Origin of the sequence: Pantoea sp. NSTU24, assembly GCF_050157905.1 — a bacterium.
In the GTDB taxonomy this organism is placed as follows: domain Bacteria; phylum Pseudomonadota; class Gammaproteobacteria; order Enterobacterales; family Enterobacteriaceae; genus Pantoea.
The window spans coordinates 2,048,538-2,066,280 of the sequence record NZ_JBKIWZ010000001.1 but is presented as its reverse complement, the minus strand read 5'-3'; the positions used below and the strand labels follow the sequence as shown (position 1 = coordinate 2,066,280).

Here is a 17,743-nt window from a genome sequence, read left to right as displayed (position 1 = left end):
GTTTAAATGAGGTGGCTATGAACAACCAATCAGTGTGGATGCACATCGGCGCGGGATCATTTCATCGGGCACATCAGGCGTGGTATCTGCACAAACTGCGTGAGCAGGGTGATGAAAGCTGGGGCATCGCACTCGGCAATATTCGTAATGACGCGGTGCCACTACTTAATCAGCTCGCTGCGCAGCAGGGCGAGTATGTGCTGGAAACCGTGACGCCGGATGGCAGTCGCAATTACGAAACCATCACGTCGCTGCGCAAAATTTTGCCCTGGGACAGTGAGCTGAATGCGCTGAGTGAGCAGGGCGCGCGCGCGGAAACGCGTGTCATCAGCTTTACCGTCACCGAAGCAGGTTACTACCTGACTCCCGCGTTTACCCTGGATCTCGAACATGCGGATGTGCAGGCCGATCTGGAGGGAGATACCCGCACGCTTTACGGCGCACTCAGCCGTATTCTGACACAACGTGTTGCGCAGGGCGGTGCACCGGTAACGCTGCTGAACTGCGACAACCTGCGCCACAACGGCGAGCGTTTCCGCGAGGCTTTCCTGGCATTTCTGATGGCCAAAGGCGATACCGCACTGGCCGACTGGGTACGCACCCAAACCCGTTCACCGAATACGATGGTCGATCGTATTACCCCGCGTCCGACGCCAGAGGTGACAGAACGCGTGCAGGCGGCGACCGGCAAACAGGATGGGGCCGCCGTCATGGCCGAATCCTTTATTCAGTGGGTCATTGAAGATGATTTTATTGCCGGACGCCCGGCGCTGGAAGCGGTCGGTGCTGAACTGGTGGAATCGGTTTTGCCGTGGGAAGAGGCGAAAATTCGCATTCTCAATGCGACACACGCCGCAATCGCCTGGGCCGGTACGCTGATTGGCCTGAACTATATCGATGAGAGCACGCGCCATCCGGCGATTTATCAACTGGCGAACGACTATGTCACGCAGGATGTTATTCCCTGCCTGTCGCCCAGCCCGCTGGATTTGGCGGACTATCGCGACGTGGTGCTGGCCCGCTTTAGCAACCCTTACATCAAAGACACTAACCAGCGCGTGGGTGCCGATGGCTTGTCCAAAATTCCCGGGATGGTGACGCCAACCCTGCAGGCGTGCTATCAGCGCGGCACGCAGCCTGCCGCCACGGCGGTGATCCCGGCGCTGTTCTTCCTGTTTATGCAGCGTTGGGCTGATGACGATCTGCCGTATTCCTATCAGGACGGTGCGCTACAGGCCGATGCGCTGCGCAGGCAGTTCGCCAGTGCCGATCCACTTCACGCCTTCCTGAGTGATAGCGCCCTGTTTGCGGAGCTGGCCTCTGATGAGGCGTTTCACGCGTTAGTCACTCGCCGTGTCGCAGCATTACAGCAGTGGCTGAAACAGCCAGAACTGGCGGCGGTGTAATCATGTATCTCGGCATTGATATCGGCACTTCAGAGCTTAAGGCTCTGATGATAAATACGCAGGGTGAGATTGTGGCGTCACAGCACGCCACGCTCACTGTGCAGCGCCCACATCCTCACTGGGCAGAACAGGATCCTGAACGCTGGTGGCAGGCGTGCAGCGAGGTTCTGGCTGCATTACGGCATCAGTTTCCTCAGGCGTGGGCTGAGATCCGTGCGATTGGGCTCTCGGGACAGATGCACGGGGCCGTGCTGCTGGATGATGCAGGGAAGGTGCTGCGCCCCTGTATCCTCTGGAACGACACGCGCAGTGCCCCGCAGTGTGAAAGACTGCAGACGAGCCATCCGCAGATCACCGACATCAGTGGCAACATGATCATGCCTGGCTTCACGCTGCCAAAACTGCACTGGGTCGCGGAACATGAGCCAGACGTTTTCAGCCGCATTGACAAGGTTCTGCTGCCGAAAGATTACCTGCGCTGGCGTCTTACCGGCCGCTTTGTCAGCGAGCCTTCGGATGCTGCCGGCACGCTATGGCTGGATGTCTCGCGGCGTGACTGGTCGGATGAACTGCTGGCTATGACCGGACTGACGCGCGCGCAGATGCCTGAACTGGTGGAAGGCAGCGCAGTGAGTGGCCATCTGCAATCGGCACTGGCAAGCGAGTGGGGCCTGTCCACCGCTGTCACGGTAGCGGGTGGGGGCGGGGACAATGCCGCATCGGCAGTAGGCGTGGGGGCGGTGAATCCAGGTGATGCGTTTATCTCTCTGGGCACGTCCGGCGTGATTTTTGTCGTGAATGACCGCCTCCAGGCCGATCCCCGGTCTGGCGTGCACGCCTTCTGCCATGCGTTACCGGGCCGCTGGCATCAGATGAGTGTGATGCTCAGCGCCGCGAGTTGCCTGCGTTGGCTGTGCAATCTGCTGTCAGTGAGTGAAAGCCAGCTGATGAGGGAGATGGCGCAGCTCAGCGAGGCACAAATGCGCAGCGCGCCAGTTTTCCTGCCGTATCTGTCGGGTGAACGTACTCCGCACAACGATCCTGACGCTTCCGGTTCTTTCTTCAATCTGCGCCACGAGACGCCGCGCGCCCTGCTGGGCTATGCGGTAACAGAAGGCGTGGCGTTCGGGCTGGCCGATGGCCTGGAGGTGCTCGGCGATACCAGGCATCGCATTCAGCAATGCAGTCTGACCGGGGGGGGGCACGCAGCACACTGTGGGCTCAGCTGATCGCCGATGTGCTGCAACTGCCGATGGTGACCCATCCGGCCAGCGCGTCGGGCGCACTGGGTGCGGCACGCTTAGCGTGGCTGGCCGATGGCGGCGCTGAGCATGAGGTCTGCCTGAAACCGGCTGTGCAGGCGCGCTATCAGCCGGACGCGACGCGGGGAGCCTGGCTGCAACAGCGGCGGCGTCTGTTCCGGGAACTTTATATCCAGCAACAGCAGGTGCGCAGTTTACTGCCTGCATAACGACTAACCAGACAGAAGGTCATTGTGATGCAATCGAACGAATACTGGTTTGGCTTACCGAAAAAGATGTTCTGGGGCTTCCTCGCTATCGCCATCTTCATGGCGGGCGACGGCTTTGAAATGGCGTTTCTGTCGCGTCATATCACCGATATGGGCTTTACGCCCGCGCAGTCGGCGGTCGTCTTCACCTTCTATGGCTTAGCGGCTGCGGTGGCCGCCTGGGCCTCGGGCGTGGTCGCCGAGCTGATTACGCCGCTGCGTGCGATGATGATTGGCTTTGTGCTCTGGATCGTAATGCACACGCTGTTTATGTCGCTGGGGCTTGGCCTGCGTAACTATCCGCTGATGGTGCTGTTCTACGGTATTCGCGGGCTGGCTTATCCGCTGTTTATCTACTCGTTTATGATGATGCTGGTGCAGGTCCTGCCGCGCGAAAAACTGGCGGCGGCGACCGGCTGGTTCTGGGCGATGTATTCTGTCGGCATCGGCGTGGTGGGCAGCTATCTCCCCAGCCTGACTATCCCGATGCTGGGGGAAACCGGGACGTTGTGGCTGGCGATCATCTGGGTAGCCTGTGGCGGGATCCTCGCCTGGCTCAGCCTGCGCAGGGTGCCCGTGGATCGCTCCCGCGTCAATCTGCCGATGCGTGACAAGATGACGGAGATGGGGCGTGCCGTAACGATCCTGTTCACCAATCAGCATGTGTTTTATGCCTGTCTGATTCGCATCATCAATACGCTGTCGCTGTTTGGTTTCGCGATTGTCATGCCACTGCTGTTTGTGGATCGGCTTGGCTTCTCTATTTCCGAATGGCTGCAGATCTGGGCGGTGTTCTTCTTTGTTACGATCTTTACGAATATCTTCTGGGGCCTCACGGGTGAGAAGCTCGGCTGGATCCGTCAGGTGCGCTGGTTTGGTTGCCTGGGGATGGCCATCTCCAGCCTGACCTTCTATTATCTGCCGCTGTATGCAGGGCATAACTTCTGGGTGGCGCTAATCCCGGCGGTCATGCTGGGGATCTTTGTCGCTGCGTTTGTCCCGATGACCGCCGTATTTCCGACGCTGGAGCCGCATCATAAGGGCGCAGCGGTCTCAATTTACAACCTGTCCGCCGGGCTGAGTAACTTTGTGGCTCCGGCTATCGCCTCGGTCATCCTGCCGTTCTTCGACATTGTCGGTGTGGTCTGGGCCTATACGGCGCTGTACGTGTTTGCGGGCGTGCTGACCTTTATCATTCGTGTGCCGCAACCGGGACACACGCGTGACGAAAAGGCCATGCCGTCGCCGGTCGCGGAGCCGCGCAGCTGATGAAATCAGGGCGGCTCAGCGCCGCCCTCATTTAGCCCGCGACATCCTGCAGCGCCTCCTGCAGATCGTACCAGCGGAAGCCAAAACCCGAGGCCTCCAGCCGCTTTGGCAGCACATGCTGTCCGCCCAGCACCAGAACCGACGACTCTCCCATCATCAGCTTAATGGCGCTGGCCGGCGTGCGCATAAAGGCGGGACGATGCATTACCCGGCCCAGCGTGGCGGCAAACTGCTCATTGCGCACCGCGTAAGGCGCGACCATGTTGAACGGGCCGCGCAGATCCTCATGATCCAGCAGCCAGAGAATGGCGTTGACCATATCGTCCAGATGGATCCACGGCATATACTGCTTGCCGCTGCCGAGCGGGCCGCCGATCCCCAGCTTAAAGGGCAGCTTCATTCTGCTGAGTGCGCCGCCTTCAGGAGCCAGCACCACGCCGGTTCGCAGCAGACAGACGCGGGTGCGTTCGCTCTCCGCTGCCAGCGCAAGCTGCTCCCAGCGGACGCAGAGCTGATGGGTAAACTCATCGTGTCCCTGATCCTCTTCCGTCAGCACCAGATCACCGGTATTGCCATAATAACCGGTTGCCGACCCTGAGATCAGGACGGCGGGTGGTGTGCTGCTGGCGTTGATCAGGGAAACGATCTGTTCGGTAATCTGCCAGCGGCTCTCGCACAGCTGCTGCTTGTGCGGCTCCGTCCAGCGTTTATCGGCGATCGGTTCGCCCGCCAGATTGATGACCGCATCGATGTTATCCAGGTCTGGCTGCTGTGCCAGGCCCGACCAGAGCGCGACCTGGTCGCCCAGTTTCTCCCGTGCGCTGACCACATCCCGCGTCACCACGCTAATCTGATGCCCCAGCTGCTGCAGACGCGGAATCAGATGACGGCCAATCAGTCCCGTGCCACCAGTAATAAGAATGTGCATGTTGCGGCTCCCTTGGTGTTTTTGTTATTTGCACCTTTCAGCATAGAAGAGTCGCGCCACTCTATCGTGCGTCGCGTCGTGCTTTCTTCTTCCCGTGGCAGAGATCGGATCAGCCGGGCGTTGCCATACCAAAAAAAAATCGGTAAACATGATGCAACCCTGACAGCCAATTGAGGTAACCGATGAATTATCCGCCCATCACCCTGTGGTCAGATTCATCATTTTTCAGTCCTTACGCCATGTCGGCCTACGTTGCCCTCTCTGAGAAAGGGCTCCCTTTCCAGCTTAAACGCGTCGATTTGTCTCAGAATCAGCACTATGCCGAGGCATACCGCGCGCTGTCGCTGACCTGCCGGGTTCCGACGCTGCAGATTGACACCTTTCTGTTAAGCGAATCCTCGGCGATTACCGAATACCTCGAAGAGCGCTTTCCGGCACCCGGGTTTGAGCGCCTCTATCCCCGCGATCGTGAGAAGCGCGCGCGCGCCCGGGAAATCCAGGCCTGGCTGCGCAGTGACTTCCTCTGGATCCGTCAGGAGCGCCCGACCGAGGTGCTGTTTGCCGGAGAGCGCTTTGCGCCGCTGACGGCCTCCGCACAGCAGGCGGTGGATAAACTGGTTACGGCGGTCGAGCGCCTGCTGCCGGACGGGCAGCAGAACCTGTTCGGTGAGTGGTCAATTGCCGATACTGATCTGGCGGTGATGCTCAACCGGCTGGTCCTGCATGGGGATCCCTTGCCCGATCGTCTTCGGCATTATGCTGAGTTTCAGTGGCAGCGAGCCTCGGTACAGCTGTGGTTAGCAGAAAGTGGCAAAAATCGTTAAGCGCCAGGGCTTGCTCAGGCTGGCGGAAGTGATTACCTTACGCCACATAAAAATAACGACGTGGCAAACTGCGTACCCAGGTGTACGCCAAACTGGAAAGGGTTACTGATGGTGGATCAAACGGCGGGTGACGGCATCGAGTGGGTGGATATCGTAAACGAAGAGAATGAAGTCGTTGCTCAGGCGACACGAGCGCAGATGCGTGCTCAATGTCTGCGTCATCGCGCCACCTATATCGTGGTTCATGACGGTATGGGCAGGATTCTGGTGCAGCGCCGCACAGAAATAAAAGATTTTATGCCGGGCAAGCTGGATGCGACCGCAGGCGGCGTGGTGCAGAGCGGTGAAGATATGCTGGAGTCTGCGCGCCGTGAAGCGGAAGAGGAGCTGGGCATTGCCGCAGTGCCGTTTGCCGAACATGGCAAATTCTACTTCGAAGATCAGCACTGCCGCGTCTGGGGCGGTCTGTTCAGCTGCGTCTCGCACGGGCCTTTTGCCATGCAGGAGTCGGAAGTCGATGAAATTATCTGGATGACGCCTGATGAGATCACCGCCCGCTGTGACGAGTTTACTGACGATTCGCTGAAAGCGCTGTCACTCTGGATGAGCCGCAACGGCGATAACCATGCCTGAGTGTTTGCTCCCGGTCGCGTGACCGGGCAGGTTGCGAGTAACCGGCAAAAAAAAGGCATGCCCTGCGGCATGCCTTTTTCGTTATTGTCTGAAAGCTTAACCTTCCGCCTGTTGAGACTGGATTGCCGTCAGGGCGATGGTGTAGACGATGTCATCCACCAGCGCGCCGCGCGACAGGTCATTGACTGGCTTACGCATACCCTGCAGCATCGGCCCGATGGAGATCAGGTCAGCTGAACGCTGTACCGCTTTATAAGTGGTGTTACCGGTATTGAGATCCGGGAAGATAAACACCGTTGCGCGACCGGCAACCTGCGAGTCTGGCGCTTTCGATTTCGCCACATCTTCCATGATCGCGGCGTCATATTGCAGCGGACCGTCAATCACCAGATCCGGACGTTTCTCCTGAGCGATACGGGTCGCTTCGCGGACTTTCTCTACGTCGCTACCTGCACCTGACGTGCCGGTAGAGTAGGAGATCATCGCCACGCGCGGGTCGATACCAAAGGCTTTGGCAGAATCGGCCGACTGAATAGCGATCTCAGCCAGCTGCTCAGCCGTCGGATCGGGGTTAATGGCGCAGTCGCCGTAGACCAGCACCTGCTCCGGCAGCAGCATAAAGAATACTGAAGAGACCAGTGAGCTGTTCGGGGCAGTTTTGATCAGCTGCAGTGGCGGACGAATTGTGTTGGCGGTGGTGTGTACCGCACCGGAAACCAGACCATCCACTTCGCCGCTTTCCAGCATCATGGTGCCCAGCACCACGTTATCTTCCAGCTGCTCCTGAGCGACCACTTCGGTCATGCCTTTGTTCTTACGCAGTTCGACCAGGCGCGGCACATAGTTTTCACGCACCACTTCCGGATCAACAATCTCTACGCCTTTGCCCAGCTCCACGCCCTGCGCCGCAGCGACGCGCTGGATCTCATCCGGGTTGCCCAGCAGGACGCAGGTCGCAATACCGCGCTCGGCACAGATGGCGGCGGCTTTCACCGTACGCGGCTCATCGCCCTCTGGCAGCACCACGCGTTTGCCCGCTTTACGCGCCAGCTCGGTCAGCTGATAGCGGAAGGCCGGTGGTGAGAGGCGACGGCTGCGCTCGGAGGTCGCAGTCAGGGACTCAATCCAGTCCGCATTGATGTAACCGGCAACATACTCCTGCACTTTCTCGATGCGCTGCGTATCGTCAGCCGGGACTTCCAGGTTGAAGCTCTGCAGGCTCAGTGAGGTCTGCCAGGTATTGGTTTTCACCATAAACACCGGCAGGCCGGTCTGGAAGGCGCGGTCGCAGAGACGGGCAATGCGGTCGTCAATCTCGTAGTTACCGGTCAGCAGGATGGCACCGATCTCAATGCCGTTCATGGCGGCCAGACAGGCCGCGACCAGCACATCCGGACGGTCGGCTGAGGTCACCAGCAGCGAGCCAGGACGGAAATGCTCCAGCATGTGCGGGATGCTGCGCGCACAGAAGGTGACCGATTTCACGCGGCGGGTCTGAATCTCCCCTTCGTTGATGATGCGGGCATCCAGATGGCGGCACATATCGATCGCACGGGTTGCGATCAGATCAAAGCTCCACGGCACGCAGCCCAGCACCGGCAGCGGGCTGTCGGAGAAGAGCTGTTTAGGATCGATATTGGCGATGCTGGCTTTGGACGAGTCATCAAAAATCTCTGACAGGTCAGGGCGGGTACGGCCCTGGTCGTCGACCGGCGCGTTGAGTTTGTTGATGATGACGCCGGTGATATTTTTGTTCTTCTGGCCGCCGAAGCTGCTCTGGGTCAGCTCGATACGCTCTTTGAGCTGTGCCGGCGAGTCATTGCCCAGCGCCATCACGAAGACGATTTCCGCGTTCAGGGTTTTGGCGATTTCATAGTTCAGCGCGTTGGCGAACTGATGCTTACGGGTCGGCACCAGACCTTCAACCAGCACGACTTCAGCATTCTGACTGCTGGCATGATAACGGGAGATGATCTCTTCCATCAGCGCATCCTGCTGGTTCGACCCCAGCAGTGACTCGACGCGCGACATCTGCAGCGGTTCGGCGGCAGGAATGGAAGAGTTCTTACGAATGATGGTCGTAGTCTGGTCGGGATTGTCCCCCCTGAGCGTGGCTGGGCAATCGGCTTGAATACGCTGAGGCGGACGCCTTTGCGCTCCATCGCACGGATCACACCGAGACTGACGCTGGTCAGGCCGACGCTGGTGCCGGTCGGAATGAGCATAATTGTACGTGACACGTTTGAACCTCTCAGTCATGGCAGGGTGTCAAAAACAACGCCGTCAGCCAGGGCTGACGGAGAAAAGGCTTCAGGCTGTCAGACGCGCAGCGTCCCGGGCGATGACCAGCTCTTCGTTGGTGGGGATCACCAGCGCCGGGCGGGACCCTTCTTTATTGATGTAGCCCGACTTGCCGAAACGGGCGGCCAGATTGCGGTCGTGATCGATGTCAAAGCCCAGCAGAGCAAGTTTTTTCAGTGACAGTTCACGCACCATCGCGGCGTTCTCGCCGATGCCGCCAGTAAAGACGACGGCGTCAAGACGACCATCCATCAGGGCTGTGTAGCTGCCGATATATTTTGCCAGACGATGGCAGAAGACATCCATCGCACGTTTCGCATCTTCTTTGGTGTCGTAATTATCTTCCACATAACGGCAGTCACTGGTGACTTCGGTCAGGCCCAGCAGGCCAGACTCTTTAGTCAGCAATTTATTGATGGCGTCGACGCTCATTCCCAGCGTGTCGTGCAGGAAGAAAACGATGGCCGGGTCGATGTCACCGCTGCGGGTGCCCATCACCAGGCCTTCCAGCGGGGTCAGACCCATGGAGGTATCTACGCACTCGCCGTTGCGAATCGCTGAAACGGAACCGCCGTTGCCGAGGTGGCAGGTGATGATGTTCAGTGACTCAAGCGGCTTATTCAGCATTCTGGCGGCTTCATGGGTCACATAGAAATGGCTGGTGCCATGCGCACCATAGCGACGAACGCCATGCTCTTTATACAATTTGTAGGGCAGGGCATAGAGATAGGACTCTTCCGGCATTGTCTGATGGAAAGCGGTGTCAAATACCGCCACATTCTTATCGGACAGATGAGGGAAGTTTTTCATCGCTTCATCAATTCCGATCAGGTGAGCCGGATTATGCAGCGGTGCAAAAGAGGCGGCGTCTTTGATGCCCTGAACCACCTCTTCGGTAATGATGACGGATTGCGTCAGCTTCTCGCCGCCGTGAACGATGCGATGACCGATTGCAGCAATTTGTGCCGAAAGCTCAGGTTTTTGTGCCAGAATGGTTTTAACGATAAAGTTCAGCGCTTCGCTATGCGCCGCACCCGCACCCAAAGGCGCTTCCTGTTTTTCGCCTTCCAGCTTCCACTTGATGCGGGCTTCAGGAAGATGGAAACATTCTGCCAGGCCTGACAGGAATTCTTCACCGCTTGCAGGGTTGAGGATGGCAAACTTAAGGGAAGAGCTGCCACAGTTCAGGACCAGAACTAACTTACTCGACATGGAAGTACCTATTTTTTGAGAGTGGCTAAATAAAACGCAATCAGACTAACAGCGTAGCCCATGAAAGCTGGTAGATTAATGACAAACATCATGCGGTAGACAGAATTCTGCATTCCCGCAAAAAATTTCGTTAATCTTACGTGAAAATTTGAAAATTGCCTTGTCGAAATAGGGCTCAGGCCTCTTCCCAAAGGCGCATTTCGCTGCCGAAGAGTATCGGAGCGGCGTCAGGATAGCCGGAGTCCCCATTAAAGACAAAAATAATTGAAGGATGTCACGTAAAGTTGTGTGGTTATAACTATTTTTTAATCTTTGCAGTATTAGTTGAGGTGAGCCATGGCGAATGAATCTGGCAGTACCAGTTGGTTTCGGATGTTTCAGCGCGGCCAGCACTATATGAAGACATGGCCTGCTGATAAGCGCCTGGCCCCCGTGTTCCCGGAAAATCGCGTTTCAACGGCGACCCGCTTTGCGATTCGTTTTATGCCGCCTCTGGCGGTTTTCACGCTGACCTGGCAGATTGCGATGGGCGGTCAGTTAGGCCCGGCCGTGGCGACGGCACTGTTTGCCTGTAGCCTGCCGATGCAGGGGTTATGGTGGCTGGGTAAACGCTCTGTCACGCCATTGCCGCCGACGCTGTTAAACTGGTTTCATGAAGTGCGTGCCCGGCTGGAAGAAGCGGGGCAGGCGATAGCACCGGTAGAAGGCAAGCCAACCTATCAGGCGCTGGCCGATCTGTTAAAACGGGCATTTAAACAGCTCGATCGCACCTTCCTCGACGATCTCTGAGCTTTCCCGGGCTGGCGGTAAATTCTTTACCGCTGACCTGCGGCCAAATTAACGCCAACTGAGACGGCGATGGTCGCGCAGTGCAACCGTCACGCTATTGTCGTTTAACTGAGCGGTCTCTGACCCGGCGTGTATAGTGCAGTTGGCCCGTGCACAGTGTCCGATATTCACCAACCAGTAAAATTATGTCCCTGCCTGAGCCGGGAAAGGCCAGGCGCGCTCGTCGGTACCAGAGCCTTATCAAATGTGATTCCGCGTCAGAAATGCGGGCGCGGGATAAAGCGTCAGGTGAACTCAGTGAGGCGGTCTGCCTGACGGTTATCGACATGCCGGAAATGCATTACGCGCTTCACGTCTTCGGGTTAAACCTTAAAGAGCGCCCGCAGCTGGACGAGCGCGATTCGCCTTTCCGGGCTTTGATGCCGCGACGGACGCTCACCTGCCAGGCTACATACGCTTTATAGTCAACACACAAGGGCGTTACCCCCGGTTCGATTCCGGCACACAGGGGGAGATACCCAGACCCCGATGTGGGAAAAGTATCAACGCATGCTGGCTTTATGGCAGACTTGTCCGCGTCAGTACCCTTTAAGTGCAAACGAAATTGCGCACGTGATTAATACCTGAGGAGGAGCGCGTGACCTACAGAGGTTTTCTTTTTGATTTAGACGGCACGCTGGTGGATTCCCTGCCAGCCGTTGAACGAGCCTGGAGCCAGTGGGGTGCCCGTCATGGCATCGCGGCGGATGAGATCCTGGATTTCATTCATGGCAAACAGGCGATTACCTCTTTGCGTCATTTTATGGCAGGCCAGCCGGAAGCCGCGATTCAGGCTGAATTTGTCGCGCTGGAACAGGCGGAAGCGGCGGACACTGAGGGCGTGCAGGCGCTGCCGGGCGCAGTGTCGCTGCTCAACCGGCTCAATGCACTGCAGATCCCCTGGGCGATTGTTACGTCCGGTTCGATGCCGGTTGCGCAGGCCCGTCATCGGGCGGCGGGCTTACCAATGCCTGAGGTGTTCATTACTGCGGAGCAGGTCGCAAAAGGAAAACCCGATCCCGATCCCTATCTGCTGGGCGCGGAAAAGCTCGGCTTAGCGGCAGCATCCTGTGTCGTGGCCGAAGACGCTCCTGCAGGCATCGTATCCGGCCTGAGCGCCGGCTGTGCGGTGGTCGCGATCAAGCCCTCCGCGCACACGCCACGCCTGAATGAAGTGGCGCTTCAGCTCGACTCACTGGCGCAGCTGGCGATAACCCGTGAGTCTGACGGCAGCTTCAGCTTCGCGCAGAAGCCCTAAGCCTGGCCCGGCGGCCTGGCCGTCGGGTTACAGCGGCGTATCCTGCGAAATCTCATCCAGCGACAGGCTGAAACTCGGAATAAAGACCTCAACGAAGTAATCCATCTCCGGTGAGCGGCGCTGCGCCAGCGTCTTCTCCAGCCGCGCTTTGGCCAGTAAAAATTCGTTGTTGCCGGCAGAAAGCTCTTCGAGGCACTTTACATAGGCACAGAGTGCATCGGCCTGTTTTACCACGGCCTGCTCCTCTTCGCTGTGCAGATGTTCATCGATCAGTGGCGCATAAACCGCCTGAAACTCATCGGGCAGCATCGCGATCAGCTTCCGCTGCGCAATCTTCTCGATCTTCTTATATTCGTGGGCGATCTGCGCGTTGTAATACTTCACTGGCGTCGGTAAATCCCCGGTGAGGACCTCGCTGGCGTCGTGGTAGAGCGCCAGCATTGCGATGCGATCGGCATTGAGCGAACCGCTGAATTTAAGATTTTTGATCACGGCCAGGGCGTGCGCCACCATGGCGACCTGCAGGCTATGCTCAGAGACGTTTTCGGTGCGCACGTTGCGCATCAGGGGCCAGCGATTGATCAGCTTAAGACGGGAGAGGTGAGCGAAGAAATGGCTTTGAGTCATGCGCGTTCCTGTTTGCCGATAGGGGAGAGACAAGCCCTCCCCAGATAGCCTCAGTATACGCGGGCGCGATTACTGACGATAGCCTTGCAGGAAACGGCCAAACTTATTGATTGCCATCTCCAGATCGTCCACGCGCGGCAGCGTCACGATGCGCAGATGGTCGGGCCATGGCCAGTTAAATGCACTGCCCTGAACCAGCAGCACCTTCTCCTGTAACAGGATATCCAGCACCATCTTCTGATCGTCGAAGATATTGAATTTTTTAGCGTCAATTTTCGGGAACATATAGAGCGCCCCCTGCGGCTTCACGCAGCTGACGCCCGGGATGTCGTTGATCAGCTCCCACGCGCGCTGGCGCTGCTCATAAAGACGCCCGCCGGGCATGATAAATTCGCTGATGCTCTGGTAGCCGCCCAGTGCCGTCTGAATGGCATGCTGCGCCGGTACGTTGGCGCAGAGTCGCATAGAGGCGAGCATCTCAAGCCCTTCAATATACCCTTTGGCGTGCTTTTTCGGCCCGTTCAGCACCATCCAGCCTTGCCGGAAACCGGCAACGCGGTAGGTTTTTGACAGGCCATTAAACGTGACCGTCAGCAGATCGGGTGCCAGCGCCGCAATGGAGTGGTGCTGTGCTTCGTCATAGAGGATTTTGTCGTAGATCTCATCGGCAAAAATAATCAGGTTATGCTGACGCGCAATCTCAACGACCTCCAGCAGCAGCTCTTTACTGTAAACCGCGCCGGTCGGGTTGTTGGGGTTGATAATGACGATCCCGCGCGTGCGCGGCGTGATCTTACTGCGGATATCATCCAGGTCCGGGAACCAGCCGGCTGACTCGTCACACAGATAGTGCACCGCTTTGCCGCTGGAGAGCGAAACTGCTGCGGTCCATAACGGATAATCGGGGGCGGGCACCAGCATTTCATCCCCGCTGTTCAGCAGCGCCTGCATCGCCTGCACGATCAGCTCAGAAACACCGTTGCCAATATAGATGTCTTCTACAGTAACATCGCGCATCTCGCGCGCCTGGTAATGCTGCATAATCGCTTTGCGGGCGGAATAGAGACCCTTGGAGTCGCAATAACCCTGCGCGCTGGGCAGGTTGCGAATCACATCCACCAGGATTTCGTCGGGCGCTTCAAAACCAAAGGGGGCAGGGTTGCCGATGTTCAGTTTAAGAACCTTATTGCCTTCTTCTTCGAGGCGCTTTGCCTCTTTCAGTACCGGGCCACGGATGTCATAGCAGACGTTATCGAGTTTTCCGGATTTATCAATTTGAAAAGTCATTGTTACCGCCTTAATGGGCAGCATCCTTTTGGCTGCCACAGAAATCGAACCAGCACAATGTACTCTCCTCACGGACACAAAAGAAGGGTGTCGCCCCGTTTTGGCGGGTTCAACACCTTTTCACACGGTGGGTAGCTTAAAAAAGAGTAAAGCAGGGATAATGTGGTTAATAAAACCATGATGAAATGATTTTAAGAAATTTTAAACTAAGTAAAGCCGGCCTGATCCCACATATCGCTTTGCGAACGGGCAGGCTGGCGGGAGAAAAATAAAGCACGCTTTTTTTCAAATCGGAAATACCCACTTAGTGAAATAGTTAAAAGATATTTTATAAACGATCAATTTTCAGACAGTTTCTGGTTGCCCGGCACGGCGACGCCTTAATGCGGCTTAAGCGTTGTCATATTGAAGCCATGGAGGAGCGGGAAACGCGCTTGTAAAAGAGGTTCATCTGAGACTTTGTTCGCAGGATTGTGAGCCTCACTTAACACTCTCTCACTAAATTTCGGAATGCTGAAGGCTTAAAAAACGATCAATAATATGGCATAAGGGTCCGTAAATGCATCTGGCACAAAATTTACAGCGCTTTTCACAAAATCATTTCCATTTTGAAGTCAAAAATGATTAAGTATAATTTATTATTTAATGCACTTTGCCGCTTCATCCTCCTGGCGAGCAAAATGCTCTTTTTGGCCCGCCGACACGTCCGGAGGGGATTAAGACAATTACGCAGCTTCCTGCATTTCCGCACCCAGTGCCATCGGTTCAGAAGTTGTCTCTGTCTTGAAGCGTATTATGGCTCCGTCAGGACGCCATCAGCGCTGGTTCCACATGAAAATTTCTTTGTGCCAGTCTTCACACAGGACTGTCATTGAGCACCATTACTGCTTATCACTTTGATAAGCCTGTAATAACACCAGGGTAGTAGTTCGTAAAAATCTTATAAGTGAAGAAAAAACATGACTAATGCAAATCGTCCGATACTGAATCTCGACCTCGATCTGCTGAGAACTTTCGTTGCCGTTGCGGATTTGAATACCTTTGCAGCCGCCGCTGCAGCGGTCTGCAGAACCCAGTCAGCAGTCAGTCAGCAGATGCAGCGTCTGGAACAATTGGTAGGTAAAGAGCTGTTTGCCAGACATGGACGTAATAAGCTGCTGACAGAGCACGGGATCCAGCTTTTAGGCTATGCCCGAAAAATCCTTCGTTTCAACGACGAAGCCTGTACCTCTCTGATGTACAGCAATATTCAGGGCGTTCTGACTATCGGCGCCTCTGATGACACCTCAGACACGATTCTGCCGTTCCTGCTAAACCGGGTCACCTCAGTTTATCCCAAACTGGCAATCGACGTACGGGTCAAACGTAATCCATTTATGATGGAGATGCTGAATCAGGGTGAAGTAGATCTGGTTGTGACTACCTCCAGCCCGGGCAACTTTACCTATCAGGTGCTGCGTACGTCGCCCACATTGTGGTACTGCGCAGCGGATTATATCTTCCAGCGCGGCGAAGCCATTCCACTGGTGCTGCTGGATGAGCCAAGCCCTTATCGTGATATGGCGATCGACCACCTCAATGAGGCTGGGATCCCATGGCGTATCTCCTATGTCGCGTCGACCCTGGCCGCTGTGCGTGCCGCGGTGAAAGCGGGTCTGGGTGTCACAGCACGTCCGGTTGAGATGATGAGCCCGGAGTTGCGTGTAATGGGTGCAGCCGAAGGCCTGCCGGTCCTGCCAGATACCCAGTATCTGCTGTGCCGTAATCCGGATAGCGACAATGAGCTGGCGCTGGCTATCTTTAATGCCATGCAGTCCACCAACGACCCTTACAATCTGAGCAACAATCCGGATGGCGCTCTGCTGCTGGATGACGAAGAGTAACGTCGTTAACGTATTCTCCTCAGCATCAGTCACGCTGTATTAATAAACGCTTATAAATAAGCCTCTCATTTCCTGAAAAGAACGAGAGGCTTTTTTTATACCTGTAATCCTCTGTTGCTGCTTCTTCCGTTCACTCACCTGCACTCAGCCCCGCCTGTAAGTTTCAGTTACGCCTGAAGTGAAACTTGCCTGCCGAAAAAATGAACCTGCCGTTTCGGATTAGCCTGTGAGGTGGAGGATTTTCATGCAAAAAGGGCAAAAGTGTGTTTTGGATCAAGAAAATACCCCTGATGAGGGGAAGGAAAACCGAGTGATACCTGTCAAAATATGTTTGTTAATTGCACGATCCATGCATGTGAATACCCGCTACACTAAAATTAACCCTACAGACTGAAGCGATTTAGCTGGAAAGCGGGGCAGCATTTGTTAATAATATGATGCAGGTGTGAAATAATGTTTGGATACTTTTGTCAAAGTTGACAAAAGGTTATCGAAAGGAGTAAAAAACCCCATAAAATTGCTGTTTATTAAAGAATAACAGCAACCTTTAAAAGGTTTTTACCCTTCCCTTGAATCGATGTGGTCAGTTTGCTGCGGGAAACGCGTGCAGGATGCCAGCGCCACTTTTGATGAGTAAGCAATGAGTATGTCAACTACCACCGAAATCATCGCTCAGCACTGGGCGTTTATCGTCTTTATCGTTATCGCCTTTGGCTTATGTGCTTTCATGCTAACCGGAGGATGGCTGCTTGGCGGCAGAGCACGTGCTCGCTACAAGGAGACACCATTCGAATCGGGCATTGAATCTGTGGGTGATACCCATATCCGCCTGTCGGCAAAATTTTATCTGGTTGCGATGTTTTTCGTCATCTTCGACGTCGAAGCCCTCTTTTTATACGCATGGGCGACCTCCATTCGCGAAAGCGGCTGGGTCGGCTTTGTGGAAGCCGCAATTTTCATTTTGGTGCTCCTGGCGGGTCTGGTCTATCTGGTACGCATCGGCGCACTGGACTGGGCGCCAGCTCGTCGTCGCGTAGTGGTGAAAACAACTACGGTCAGCCACACCAATTCTCATAAGCAGTAAAAGAGAGGCAATAAGATGGACTATACGCTCACCCGCATAGACCCGAACGGTGGTGAGAACGACCGTTATCCTCTGCAAAAGCAGGAAATCGTCAGCGATCCGCTGGAGCAGCACGTTCATCGCAGCGTTTACATGGGCAAACTCGAAAATGCCCTGCATGACATGGTGAACTGGGGGCGTAAAAACTCCCTCTGGCCTTATAACTTTGGTCTGTCCTGTTGTTACGTTGAGATGACCACCTCGTTCACCGCGGTTCACGACGTCGCCCGTTTCGGTGCGGAAGTTATGCGTGCCTCGCCACGTCAGGCTGACTTTATGGTCATCGCCGGTACGCCATTTACCAAAATGGCGCCGGTGATTCAGCGTCTGTACGATCAGATGCTGGAACCGAAATGGGTCATCTCTATGGGGGCCTGTGCTAACTCAGGCGGCATGTATGACATCTACTCAGTCGTGCAGGGGGTCGATAAATTCCTGCCGGTTGATGTGTATATTCCTGGCTGCCCGCCACGTCCGGAAGCTTACATGCAGGCGCTGCTGCTGCTGCAGGAATCGATCGGCAAAGAGCGCCGTCCGCTCTCGTGGGTGGTTGGCGACCAGGGCGTTTATCGCGCCAATATGCAATCGGAGCGTGACAGAAAACGCGGCGAGCGCATCGCAGTCACAAACCTGCGCAGCCCGGACGAAGTTTAA

At 56.0% G+C, this 17,743-nt stretch carries 13 protein-coding genes and 3 pseudogenes; 11 read left to right on the top strand and 5 right to left on the bottom strand.

Translation table 11 applies throughout. The annotated features are described in order from the left end of the window. Nucleotides 1–17 precede the first annotated feature (17 nt). The 3 genes and pseudogenes from dalD to ACLHDD_RS09695 all read left to right on the top strand — a co-directional run bounded on the left by dalD (nt 18) and on the right by ACLHDD_RS09695 (nt 4,185). Nucleotides 18–1,406 (top strand): D-arabinitol 4-dehydrogenase, encoded by a 1,389-nt coding sequence (gene dalD, locus ACLHDD_RS09705; RefSeq protein WP_427103949.1) that lies wholly within the window; start codon nt 18–20, stop codon nt 1,404–1,406. A 2-nt stretch (nt 1,407–1,408) separates the two neighbouring features. Beyond that, nucleotides 1,409–2,877: pseudogene (xylB, locus tag ACLHDD_RS09700) on the top strand (xylulokinase). A 27-nt stretch (nt 2,878–2,904) separates the two neighbouring features. Then, nucleotides 2,905–4,185 carry an MFS transporter gene (locus tag ACLHDD_RS09695; protein WP_427103948.1) on the top strand — a complete coding sequence of 427 codons (1,281 nt, stop codon included), beginning with the start codon at nt 2,905–2,907 and terminating at the stop codon, nt 4,183–4,185. A 31-nt stretch (nt 4,186–4,216) separates the two neighbouring features. On the opposite strand, the gene ACLHDD_RS09690 is transcribed toward ACLHDD_RS09695, so the two are convergent. Further along, complete coding sequence (locus tag ACLHDD_RS09690) at nt 4,217–5,113, bottom strand: TIGR01777 family oxidoreductase (protein ID WP_427103947.1); 897 nt, start codon at nt 5,111–5,113, stop codon at nt 4,217–4,219. A 182-nt stretch (nt 5,114–5,295) separates the two neighbouring features. On the opposite strand from ACLHDD_RS09690, the gene yfcF reads away from it, so the two are divergent. Both yfcF and yfcD read left to right on the top strand, forming a co-directional pair. Beyond that, nucleotides 5,296–5,937: a glutathione transferase gene (yfcF, locus tag ACLHDD_RS09685; RefSeq protein WP_427103946.1), complete on the top strand. Its 642-nt coding sequence runs from the start codon at nt 5,296–5,298 to the stop codon at nt 5,935–5,937. A 108-nt stretch (nt 5,938–6,045) separates the two neighbouring features. Further along, entirely contained in the window at nt 6,046–6,570 is a 525-nt protein-coding gene (gene yfcD, locus ACLHDD_RS09680) for an NUDIX hydrolase YfcD (RefSeq protein ID WP_427103945.1), read from the top strand. Nucleotides 6,571–6,666: 96 nt separating this feature from the next. Here yfcD and pta read toward each other — a convergent pair. Then, nucleotides 6,667–8,810: pseudogene (pta, locus tag ACLHDD_RS09675) on the bottom strand (phosphate acetyltransferase). Between the two features lie 70 nt (nt 8,811–8,880). Beyond that, complete coding sequence (ackA, locus tag ACLHDD_RS09670) at nt 8,881–10,083, bottom strand: acetate kinase (RefSeq protein ID WP_427103944.1); 1,203 nt, start codon at nt 10,081–10,083, stop codon at nt 8,881–8,883. A 336-nt stretch (nt 10,084–10,419) separates the two neighbouring features. On the opposite strand from ackA, the gene yfbV reads away from it, so the two are divergent. The 3 genes and pseudogenes from yfbV to ACLHDD_RS09655 all read left to right on the top strand — a co-directional run bounded on the left by yfbV (nt 10,420) and on the right by ACLHDD_RS09655 (nt 12,169). Continuing rightward, on the top strand, nt 10,420–10,872 hold the full coding sequence (yfbV, locus tag ACLHDD_RS09665) for a terminus macrodomain insulation protein YfbV (RefSeq protein ID WP_427103943.1): 453 nt from the start codon (nt 10,420–10,422) through the stop codon (nt 10,870–10,872). Nucleotides 10,873–11,008: 136 nt separating this feature from the next. Beyond that, nucleotides 11,009–11,499, top strand: a pseudogene (locus ACLHDD_RS09660) (YfbU family protein). Nucleotides 11,500–11,509: 10 nt separating this feature from the next. Then, complete coding sequence (locus ACLHDD_RS09655) at nt 11,510–12,169, top strand: sugar phosphatase (RefSeq protein ID WP_427103942.1); 660 nt, start codon at nt 11,510–11,512, stop codon at nt 12,167–12,169. A gap of 27 nt (nt 12,170–12,196) precedes the next feature. Here the strand turns inward: ACLHDD_RS09655 and yfbR are convergent, their stop codons facing one another. Both yfbR and ACLHDD_RS09645 read right to left on the bottom strand, forming a co-directional pair. Next, entirely contained in the window at nt 12,197–12,796 is a 600-nt protein-coding gene (gene yfbR, locus ACLHDD_RS09650; RefSeq protein WP_427103941.1) for a 5'-deoxynucleotidase, read from the bottom strand. Between the two features lie 69 nt (nt 12,797–12,865). Next, nucleotides 12,866–14,083 carry a pyridoxal phosphate-dependent aminotransferase gene (locus tag ACLHDD_RS09645; RefSeq protein WP_427103940.1) on the bottom strand — a complete coding sequence of 406 codons (1,218 nt, stop codon included), beginning with the start codon at nt 14,081–14,083 and terminating at the stop codon, nt 12,866–12,868. Between the two features lie 959 nt (nt 14,084–15,042). Here ACLHDD_RS09645 and lrhA point away from each other — a divergent pair. The 3 genes from lrhA to ACLHDD_RS09630 all read left to right on the top strand — a co-directional run bounded on the left by lrhA (nt 15,043) and on the right by ACLHDD_RS09630 (nt 17,743). Then, nucleotides 15,043–15,966 (top strand): transcriptional regulator LrhA, encoded by a 924-nt coding sequence (lrhA, locus tag ACLHDD_RS09640; protein WP_003854247.1) that lies wholly within the window; start codon nt 15,043–15,045, stop codon nt 15,964–15,966. A 640-nt stretch (nt 15,967–16,606) separates the two neighbouring features. Next, nucleotides 16,607–17,050: an NADH-quinone oxidoreductase subunit A gene (locus ACLHDD_RS09635; RefSeq protein WP_427103939.1), complete on the top strand. Its 444-nt coding sequence runs from the start codon at nt 16,607–16,609 to the stop codon at nt 17,048–17,050. Nucleotides 17,051–17,065: 15 nt separating this feature from the next. Then, nucleotides 17,066–17,743, top strand: coding sequence for a NuoB/complex I 20 kDa subunit family protein (locus ACLHDD_RS09630; protein WP_427103938.1), 678 nt, complete (start codon nt 17,066–17,068; stop codon nt 17,741–17,743).

Coding starts and splice junctions, on each gene's coding strand:
- dalD (WP_427103949.1), top strand. CDS start 18: ATGAACAACCAATCAGTGTGGATGCACATCGGCGCGGGATCATTTCAT.
- ACLHDD_RS09695 (WP_427103948.1), top strand. CDS start 2,905: ATGCAATCGAACGAATACTGGTTTGGCTTACCGAAAAAGATGTTCTGG.
- ACLHDD_RS09690 (WP_427103947.1), bottom strand. CDS start 5,113: ATGCACATTCTTATTACTGGTGGCACGGGACTGATTGGCCGTCATCTG.
- yfcF (WP_427103946.1), top strand. CDS start 5,296: ATGAATTATCCGCCCATCACCCTGTGGTCAGATTCATCATTTTTCAGT.
- yfcD (WP_427103945.1), top strand. CDS start 6,046: ATGGTGGATCAAACGGCGGGTGACGGCATCGAGTGGGTGGATATCGTA.
- ackA (WP_427103944.1), bottom strand. CDS start 10,083: ATGTCGAGTAAGTTAGTTCTGGTCCTGAACTGTGGCAGCTCTTCCCTT.
- yfbV (WP_427103943.1), top strand. CDS start 10,420: ATGGCGAATGAATCTGGCAGTACCAGTTGGTTTCGGATGTTTCAGCGC.
- yfbR (WP_427103941.1), bottom strand. CDS start 12,796: ATGACTCAAAGCCATTTCTTCGCTCACCTCTCCCGTCTTAAGCTGATC.
- ACLHDD_RS09645 (WP_427103940.1), bottom strand. CDS start 14,083: ATGACTTTTCAAATTGATAAATCCGGAAAACTCGATAACGTCTGCTAT.
- lrhA (WP_003854247.1), top strand. CDS start 15,043: ATGACTAATGCAAATCGTCCGATACTGAATCTCGACCTCGATCTGCTG.
- ACLHDD_RS09635 (WP_427103939.1), top strand. CDS start 16,607: ATGAGTATGTCAACTACCACCGAAATCATCGCTCAGCACTGGGCGTTT.
- ACLHDD_RS09630 (WP_427103938.1), top strand. CDS start 17,066: ATGGACTATACGCTCACCCGCATAGACCCGAACGGTGGTGAGAACGAC.